The following is an 8,758-nucleotide window of genomic DNA, read 5'->3' as shown; positions in this document are numbered from 1 at the left end:
ACTTCTCTTAATGAGAGAAATACCGGTGTAAAGTCAAAAGGTACCACCAAATACATACTGATAAACACCGCAATTGTTCTTTGAAAAGTAAAGATTGAGAGTGCATCGGACGGATTATAGATATCCAATGATGAATGTAATAGCTGAAAATGGACTGGTGATTTGTTTTGCAAATGGTTCATTCTCTTTGTAAGAGAGAGATTTTGTACCACAAAGGTACGGATTTTAACTGAAAAACAGGTATAATATGGCTGTTTTTTGCCCAATATAGAAGTCTTTCTAAATTACATTAGAGACCTTTTTTGAACATTTGTTTTGCAAAACAGCTGTTATCTGCGAAAGGTTATAATTGAATATCAGTCGGTTATTCAATTATTAATCCCTCAATCTCTCTCTTACAAAGAGAAGTACGGAAAAGAGGGTGTTTCCCCCAGATATTGCCTTATATAATAAGGTGGAATTTATAAGATTGATGAATATAAATCAAATCCGGGCAAAAGTTCAAACTTTTGCAGCACATAAAGGTAACTGCGTAATAATCAACAGATATAGGAATTATGCAGGACTAGAAGGTATGTCTTGATACCAAAATTATGCCAATGAATCAATCCGAAGAACCGATGCACTGGTTTGTCATGCGTGACTTGAAGCGTCCAAATGCCAAAGAACCGGCTTATAAGCAACTGGGTGAATTAAACATAAAGGTCTTTACTCCTTTGAGATGGCATCTGTCGATCAAAAAGGGCAAACGGGAACGTGAAAAAAGACCTTTCATACAGGATTTGCTTTTTGTACATGACGCTCAAAAACACCTGGATCCCATTGTGGAAAAAATTCCGACTTTGCAATACCGTTATCAGAAAGGGAAAGGCTATCGTAGCCCCATGACCGTTCCGGACGATGATATGGAACGGTTTATCCATGCCGTAGAAAGCACCGCCAATCCGTCTTATTACCTACCCGACGAATTGACATCGGCCATGTACGGACGTAAAATTCGCATTGTAGGTGGAAATTTGAATGGTTATGAAGGTGTGTTACTCTCCACACGAGGTTCTAAGACCAAACGCATTCTTGTAGAATTGCCCAATTGGCTTGTGGCTGCGGTAGAGGTCAACCTTGAATATGTACAGTTCTTGTAGAATCGAATAAACAATATGATTATTGCTGTAGATTTTGACGGAACCATTGTGGAGCACAGATACCCGCAGATAGGAAAGGAAATACCTTTTGCCATCGCCACTCTGAAACAGTTGCAGGCTGAACGGCATCTGCTTATCTTATGGAGCGTGCGTGAAGGGAAACTGTTGGAAGAAGCAGTGGAATTTTGTCGCAAGCGGGGAGTGGAGTTTTACGCTGTCAACGCCAACCATCCGGATGAGCAGGTAAAACCGGATATGACCAGCCCTTGCAGGAAGGTGAAGGCAGACTTGTATATCGATGACTTGAATGTCGGGAAACTACCCGATTGGGGAGCTATCTATGAGATGATACATAACCGATGGAGCTATGAACTCTATTTGAATGAGACACATGATTTTGAGCGTTCTCGGAAGACATCATGGTGGAAAAAAGTAAGTACGCGGAGCTTAATGTACGGGGCCTTAGTAAAAGCTCTCGGGATTTTTAGTAAAAATTGCCATCCCCCTCCACGATGCCCCTGAGAAAGGTTGCGACTCTCTCATAAAAAGAACTGTTCCCTTATTGTTTTGGCACCTTCTTTGAAAACGCATCTTCAGACTGTAATACGATATAAGCCTCTATGTTGACGCAATCAGAAAATACTAAGCGCATCGCTAAAAATACGCTTATGCTCTATATTCGCATGCTGTTCGGCATGTTAGTGTCGCTTTATACTTCGCGTATAGTATTGAACGCATTGGGAGTTGAAGATTATGGTATATATAATGTGGTAGGGGGCTTTGTGGCGATGTTTTCCCTTGTTTCCAGTTCACTGTCTGCATCCGTCAGCCGTTTTCTGACGTTTGAGTTGGGCAGAGGAAACATGGATCGGTTGAAACGAGTCTTCACCACCTCCGTTTCCATCCATGTGGTGCTGATGGCCGTCGTGTTGGTACTGATGGAAACCGTTGGAGTGTGGTTTTTGAATCACCGTCTGACAATACCCACCGCTCGCCTCTATGCCGCCAATTGGGTATTTCAGGCATCAGTCCTCTCTTTCATGTTAGGACTGTTTAGCGTACCCTACAATGCTTCCATCATCTCCCACGAACGCATGAAGGCATTTGCCTACATTGGCATATTGGATGTAATCCTGCGCTTGCTCATTGTATTGTTCATTGCCTATTCCCCCTGGCTGTTTGACCGATTGATTGTGTATGCACTATTACTGGTAGTAGTCGGTATGTCACTTCAGGTAGTCTATCTCCGTTATTGCCATCGCAATTTCGAAGAATGTCGCTTCCGGTTGCGTTTCGACAAGGAATACTGGAAGGAAATGAGTGCATTTGCAGGGTGGAATTTTATCGGTGCATCATCTGCTTTAATTAATAATCATGGAATTAATATATTGTTGAACCTTTTTTATGGACTCGCTATAAATACGGCTCGAGGTATTGCTGTAACTGTCAACAATGCGATATGTGCTTTTGTCGGAAATTTTGTGACTGCGCTTAATCCTCAAATAACAAAATCTTATGCTGTAAATAATAGATTTTATATGTTTTCATTGGCAGAGCGAGGGGCAAGATTTTCATTCTATATAATTTTGCTTTTAGCTTTACCTATTTTTCTTGAAACAGATTTTGTCTTGATGTTGTGGTTAAATCAAATTCCTGAATATACAGTAACTTTTATACGCCTTGTCTTATTGACATCTCTTTGTGACGTATTGTCAAATACACTGATAACTATGCAGTTTGCTACTGCTAATATTCGCAATTATCAAATAACTGTAGGCGGTGTCCAAATGTTAATATTTCCCTTGTCGTATGTATGTTTTAAATGTGGTTCACCTCCTGAATCAACTTATTATGTTTGCATAATTATTTCATTAGTGTGCCTTCTGTTACGCCTTTATTTTCTCCGAGTGATGGTGGGATTATCTATAAAAAGATTTTTGGGGAATGTATGTGTTAATGTGGTGTCAGTTTTGGCAATTGCAATTGTTGTTCCAGTTCTTGTTCACAATAGTTTACCTTATGGGTGGGTCCGGTTTATAGTCGTTACATCTATTAGTCTGTTCTGTGTTATTTTATCTGTGTTTTTTGTTGGATGTACTGCTTCAGAACGACAATTTATTAGATGGATATTATTGGCTAAAATAAGCAATTTTCACTATAAAACTAATCTTAAATAGTATCGTGAATATAGTAAAGTTTTTAATTAAAAAATCTTTCCGTGTAATAAATAAGTTATTAAATACCATTTATTTCCTTCTTCTAAATCAAAATGAAAGATTGCTTATTAATGGATATATGGTGTTATATGGGAAACATGTAAAACACAGAAACTTTGGTGATGACTTAAATTATTACATGTTGTTAGAATTAACAGGAAAGAAAATCATTAATTATAATGATATTTATATTCATAAAGCAATTCATTATTGTTGTATAGGGTCTATTCTAGATTCATTGGCAAATAGTCGTAGCATAATATGGGGAGCTGGATTTATTTTAGATGAGACAACAATAAAGGAAAAGCCATTAAAGGTTTGTGCCGTCCGTGGAAAATTATCTCGAAAGCGTTTAGTATCTTTAGGTGTTGATTGTCCACCTATTTATGGTGATCCGGTTCTATTATTACCTTTGGTTTATACTCCGGTTAATCGTAAACGCAAATTTGTTTTAGGTATGATTCCACACGTTGACGATTTAGATAATCCTATGATATTTGATTTGGCATCGAAATATAAGGATGTAAAAATTATCAAACTGAATAAGTATAAACATTGGCACAATATTATAGATGAAATAAATCAATGTGAGTATATCATATCTTCATCTTTACATGGTTTAATAGTTGCAGATGCATACGGTATTCCAAATACTTGGGTGGAGTTTTCAGAAAAGACCTTATGGCAACGTTTTAAATTTCAAGATTATTATTCTTCTGTTAGAGACATAATACCAGAAGCTGTGAGAATAACTTCGGAAATATCTATTGAAGATATATTAGAATATAGGAAATATTGGATTCCAATAAATATCGACATGAATTTATTGTTATCGGTTTGTCCTTTCAAACATTGTTTGAGAATATGACAGCATTTACATTACGGCAGAATCGAGAAAGAGGTTTATCTGGTATCATGCGAGCTAAAAATGAAGCGCAATTTATAGGAGCGTGCATAGATTCATGCATTGATGCTTTGGATGAGCTTATTGTTGTTTATAATGATTGTACAGATGACACTCCGAAGATATTAGAACGTAAACGCTTGCAGTATCCAGACAAATTAAAGATTTATTCATATAATCATGATGTGCTTGGCTTCAACCTTTCTTATGAAGATTTTAAGCTTGCAATAAGTTTGCCCGAAGATTCCCCTCGTTTGTTTTGTAATCAATGCAATTTTGCCCTTTCTAAAGTATCATATAAATATGCAATGATAATAGATCCAGACCAAATATATTTTACAGATGAGTTAAAACGTTGGAGAGATATATGCCGTGCAGAAAGTCCGATTAAATGGAATCCTGGCTTCGTCATCGGATGGTTTCTTATGATGTATATTTCTGCATATCGCAGGGTTTCCTTGAAGCTAGATAAACCATGTTTAAAGATGCTCCCTTTATGGATGGTTGGGCATTTGAAGACGTATTATCAAAGATATGCCGAATGGAGACTTCAAAATGATAAGGCTACAATAACGGTTTCCGGAATTAATTTGTTTTGGGATAACGAATGGTATGTACCGTTTGACCATATAAATAGGAATCCTCCATATAATGGTGCGACAGACCATCTTATTTTTCAGGTATCCGAGAGAACCTATTTTTATCGGAGATATGATGAGAAAATTCCAAATGAGGTTATGGAATCTTTTCATAATTCCAATAAAATAATGTTTGCAGATACTCCTTTATGGTTTCACCAGCATGCTAATAGACATCGGAACTGGCATAAAGTGAAACTGGTAAAAGACCAATATCCTGAAAGGTTTGTACATTTGAGGCGATTCGTTGATATGAATTATAAAGAAGTTCTCGATAAGATGGATTCAAAGACGACCACGTTGTTTCAGCGTACCTCTTTTGCATTGGTTCATATGACGGGGATCCGTATTGTAAAAAACTATTGTAAGCTTTTGGAGAAAATAACCATTTGTTAACTCAGTACTTATGAAATACGATTATCTGATTGTCGGTTCCGGTCTTTTCGGAGCTACCTTTGCCCATTTGGCTCATCGGCAAGGTAAAAAGTGTATGGTGATAGACAAACGTCCTCATTTGGGCGGGAATGTCTATACAGAAAACATCGAAGGTATAAACGTGCATAAATATGGAGCACACATCTTCCATACATCCAATAAAGAGGTTTGGAAATTTGTCAACTCCATTGTGGAGTTCAACCGCTATACCAATTCCCCCATAGCAAATTACAAAGGAACGCTTTATAATTTGCCTTTCAATATGAATACTTTCTATCAGATGTGGGGCGTAGTTACTCCGGAACAAGCTTCACGAAAGATTGAGGAACAAAAGCAGGAAGTAATAACTGCGATGAAAAAGCGGGGAATTGCAGAACCGCGGAACTTGGAAGAACAGGCCTTACTACTGGTCGGAAAAGACATTTATGAACGCTTGATAAAAGGGTACACCGAAAAACAATGGGGGCGTAAATGTACAGAACTTCCTGCTTTCATCATCAAACGGTTGCCCGTCCGTCTGGTGTTTGACAACAATTATTTCAATGACCTGTATCAAGGCATTCCAATAGGTGGTTATAACAAATTGATTGATGGATTGTTGCAAGGAGTAGAGTGCAGAACGGACTGTGATTTCTTTGCAAACAGGGATTATTGGAAATCTTTTGCTGAAAAGATTGTGTTTACGGGTCAGATAGATGAGTATTTCAGCTATCAGTTCGGCAAGTTGGATTACAGGACGGTGCGGTTTGAAGAAGACATACTTGAAACTCCAAACTATCAAGGGAATGCGGTAGTGAATTATACTGATGCAGAGGTTCCATATACACGTATAATTGAACATAAACATTTCGATTGCTTCGGGCTGGATGTTTATAGGAATGCCAAAACGGTAATCTCTAAAGAATTTTCGGCTGAATGGGAAGAGGATATGGAGCCCTACTATCCGGTGAATGATAGTCGCAATTCAGAATTGTATTTACAATATAAGGCACTTGCAGAACAAGAGGATGGCGTCATTTTTGGGGGACGTTTGGCAGAATACAAATATTACGATATGGCTCCAACGATTGAGTCAGTGTTTAAGAAATTCAATAAGGATATTTAAATAAATAATACACTACTGTCCCGTAAAAGTGGATAAATAGTTCTTTGAAATTATTGAAATATAGTCAATTACACGGTTTTTTGAAATGAAACGGACTTGATTTTGCAACTTTGCAGTCTAATACAAATGTAAGCAGTCAAAAAATGGCTATTGATTGCAACCTCTATCTTCGCTGCGAACAAAAATTTTAGAATTTATGTATAGCAGTGAAGATCTTGAAAGGTTTTACTTTCAATACCAGACCGAGGCTTTGCCTCATGGAGAATCTCTCCAATCGTTTTGCGTTAAGAACAAAGTTCCTTATAACATCTTTCAGAAATGGTACAAGGATACCCGTAAAAAAGTAGTTGAAGTCCAGGTTGATGGTGCTCCTGCAATTGGTCATGAGGAAAAATCCAGGGCTAGTGATCAACCTCAACCGGTATCACCAAGCAGAGATGATCACCCGGTTCGTATTTGGGTTGGGATTCGTATCAGCAATGGCTTGCATTTGTCCCAAAAGAATTTAAGCTACCAGGATTTGGTTCGTATGGTAGAGAAGTTGGAGGGGTTATGTTGAGTGTTACCGGTCTGAATCATTTTTATTATGTCCGTGATTTTACCGATATGCGTTGTAAACACAGCCGTGTGTTGTCTGTCATTCGTGAACGGCTTCACCGTGAGCCCAATGATGGAGACGTCTTTATAGTCATGTCTCGAAATCGCAGGATAGTCCGTATGTTTTCATTTGATAATCGTTCATATAGTCTGTTCGAAAAGAAGTTTGTAGCAGGCTATCAGTTCATGAAAGTAGAGCGGAACGGGGCAGATACTGTTTATCGGATTGCCTGGAAGGACGTGGTTTTGATTCTTGAGAATCCTATAGTTAAAACATTAAAAATCAGATAATCAATCTATTTATCCACTTGCGGTTTTGCGATTATTTTATTACCTTTAATGCTGTAAATCAAAGGTTTAAGTATGATCGATCTGCAAGATATAATTACAACAAAACGAGAGTTGTTGAGTAGGGAAACCTACTCACGCAACCCTATAAATTATAGTGCAGGTATGGCAGAGGATCAGAAAGAGCGATACATACAATACCTTGCCGAACAGAATCAGGATCTTCGGTTGACAAGTGATGCCATGAAGCTTGTTTTGGAGGATTTTATGGCTCAGATGAAGGATCTGAAGGCTCAGGTGTCCTCTATGGAATCGAAACATGCTGACCTTGAGAATCGGTTGTCAGAAGAGCATAAACTTCGCAAATCGGCTGAACGTAAGATTAAATCACTTCAGGAAAGACTTGATTATGCCCATCAGGAACGTTTTGGTGATCGACGTCAAAAGATCAAATCTAAAGCTAAGACGGGTGATTCAGACCGGAACAAGGAGAAGGATGATTATGATGGAACCGATGATACGCTTCGCACGGATTCGGTTGGTCATGTCCAATCACCGGAGGTTAAAGAGCCTTCCGGGAAAGGCCGTGATTTGTCCAATCGTCCTGACGGTTATAAAACGACGGGAGTATCCGGAGAAGTAATAGAGCATCCTTCTGACTTGACAAAGGTTCCCGGTCGCATCATTGAAAGGAGAATGGTACGGGTGTTCAGTTTCCGTACTTTCCTTACGGAAGAATGTTTTGAGATGGTTCATTATGCAGAGCCTGGTAAAAAGCCCAGGTGGGGTTATTTCCCTTCTGAAGGCCATCCGGAGGTGGTGACCAGATTCGAGGGTACTAAAGCTACTCCTGAATTTCTGCAGGCTATCGCCTATGAAGTTTATGTGAAGAATGTGACTTTCGGTCTTCTTCACCAATGGCTGACAGATATGGGCATGACCGTTTCTAAAAACACATTGCGCAACTGGCTTAAGAAAGGCAAGAAATACCTGGATGAATTGGTCTGTGTATTGAAGTCCATAGCTTTGGAAAAAGACTCGATAGTGAACTGCGATGAGACCTGGTGTAAGGTGCGTAAATATGATCACTATAAGAAGTGCTATATTTGGGTTCTGGTCAACAAGGCTCGGAAAACAGCCATTTTCTTCTATGAGAATGGCTCGCGCGGTCGTGAGGTACTTACAGACTTTTTGGGTGATGCAGAATTGAAGAGTATCATGTCCGACGGATACAATGCTTATGTGTTTATCGGCAATGATCTGAAATCAGCCCGTTTTAAAGATACTGTACACCAAGTTTGTATGTCACATGCCAAGAACAAGTTTGTCAAGGCTTCCAATCAGGGTGGTGAACCGACTGCAGAACGCTTTTCCGAAATTTTAAAGGAGTTCTTTATGAGGGAGCGTAAATACGATGATGCCGGATTAACTCC

9 protein-coding genes are annotated in these 8,758 nt (G+C 38.8%); all 9 read left to right on the top strand.

Annotated features, from left to right (window positions below; translation table 11 throughout):
* Nucleotides 1-593 precede the first annotated feature (593 nt).
* Nucleotides 594-1,142, top strand: coding sequence for a UpxY family transcription antiterminator (locus CSD97_RS18330; RefSeq protein ID WP_098032887.1), 549 nt, complete (start codon nt 594-596; stop codon nt 1,140-1,142).
* Between the two features lie 15 nt (nt 1,143-1,157).
* Entirely contained in the window at nt 1,158-1,664 is a 507-nt protein-coding gene (locus CSD97_RS18325) for a hypothetical protein (RefSeq protein ID WP_244284060.1), read from the top strand.
* A gap of 98 nt (nt 1,665-1,762) precedes the next feature.
* Nucleotides 1,763-3,319 (top strand): hypothetical protein, encoded by a 1,557-nt coding sequence (locus tag CSD97_RS18320; protein WP_098032886.1) that lies wholly within the window; start codon nt 1,763-1,765, stop codon nt 3,317-3,319.
* A gap of 4 nt (nt 3,320-3,323) precedes the next feature.
* A complete protein-coding gene (locus CSD97_RS18315; protein WP_098032885.1) occupies nt 3,324-4,226 on the top strand; it encodes a polysaccharide pyruvyl transferase family protein in 903 nt (300 codons plus the stop codon).
* Nucleotides 4,223-5,296 (top strand): hypothetical protein, encoded by a 1,074-nt coding sequence (locus CSD97_RS18310; protein ID WP_143272446.1) that lies wholly within the window; start codon nt 4,223-4,225, stop codon nt 5,294-5,296. The genes CSD97_RS18315 and CSD97_RS18310 overlap by 4 nt, the downstream gene beginning before the upstream one ends.
* A 10-nt stretch (nt 5,297-5,306) precedes the next feature.
* The gene (gene glf / locus CSD97_RS18305; RefSeq protein ID WP_098032883.1) at nt 5,307-6,440 is read left to right on the top strand and encodes a UDP-galactopyranose mutase; all 1,134 of its coding nucleotides are present in this window, start codon (nt 5,307-5,309) and stop codon (nt 6,438-6,440) included.
* Between the two features lie 196 nt (nt 6,441-6,636).
* Nucleotides 6,637-6,999 carry a hypothetical protein gene (locus CSD97_RS18950; RefSeq protein WP_173675129.1) on the top strand — a complete coding sequence of 121 codons (363 nt, stop codon included), beginning with the start codon at nt 6,637-6,639 and terminating at the stop codon, nt 6,997-6,999.
* The gene (gene tnpB, locus CSD97_RS18295) at nt 6,993-7,328 is read left to right on the top strand and encodes an IS66 family insertion sequence element accessory protein TnpB (protein WP_007761176.1); all 336 of its coding nucleotides are present in this window, start codon (nt 6,993-6,995) and stop codon (nt 7,326-7,328) included. The genes CSD97_RS18950 and tnpB overlap by 7 nt, the downstream gene beginning before the upstream one ends.
* Nucleotides 7,329-7,400: 72 nt before the next feature.
* The coding region (locus CSD97_RS18290) for a transposase (RefSeq protein WP_098032888.1) at nt 7,401-8,758 on the top strand (1,358 nt) is incomplete at its 3' end.

This window comes from Bacteroides sp. AR29 (assembly GCF_900217715.1).
Taxonomy (GTDB): Bacteria; Bacteroidota; Bacteroidia; order Bacteroidales; family Bacteroidaceae; genus Bacteroides; species Bacteroides uniformis.
Note: the sequence above shows the minus strand (reverse complement) of the source record. Positions and strands in the feature narration are given on the sequence as shown.

Excerpts from the sequence above, each read along its gene's own strand:
- CSD97_RS18330 (WP_098032887.1), top strand. The coding sequence starts at position 594 with ATGCCAATGAATCAATCCGAAGAACCGATGCACTGGTTTGTCATGCGT.
- CSD97_RS18325 (WP_244284060.1), top strand. The coding sequence starts at position 1,158 with ATGATTATTGCTGTAGATTTTGACGGAACCATTGTGGAGCACAGATAC.
- CSD97_RS18320 (WP_098032886.1), top strand. The coding sequence starts at position 1,763 with ATGTTGACGCAATCAGAAAATACTAAGCGCATCGCTAAAAATACGCTT.
- CSD97_RS18310 (WP_143272446.1), top strand. The coding sequence starts at position 4,223 with ATGACAGCATTTACATTACGGCAGAATCGAGAAAGAGGTTTATCTGGT.
- glf (WP_098032883.1), top strand. The coding sequence starts at position 5,307 with ATGAAATACGATTATCTGATTGTCGGTTCCGGTCTTTTCGGAGCTACC.
- CSD97_RS18950 (WP_173675129.1), top strand. The coding sequence starts at position 6,637 with ATGTATAGCAGTGAAGATCTTGAAAGGTTTTACTTTCAATACCAGACC.
- tnpB (WP_007761176.1), top strand. The coding sequence starts at position 6,993 with ATGTTGAGTGTTACCGGTCTGAATCATTTTTATTATGTCCGTGATTTT.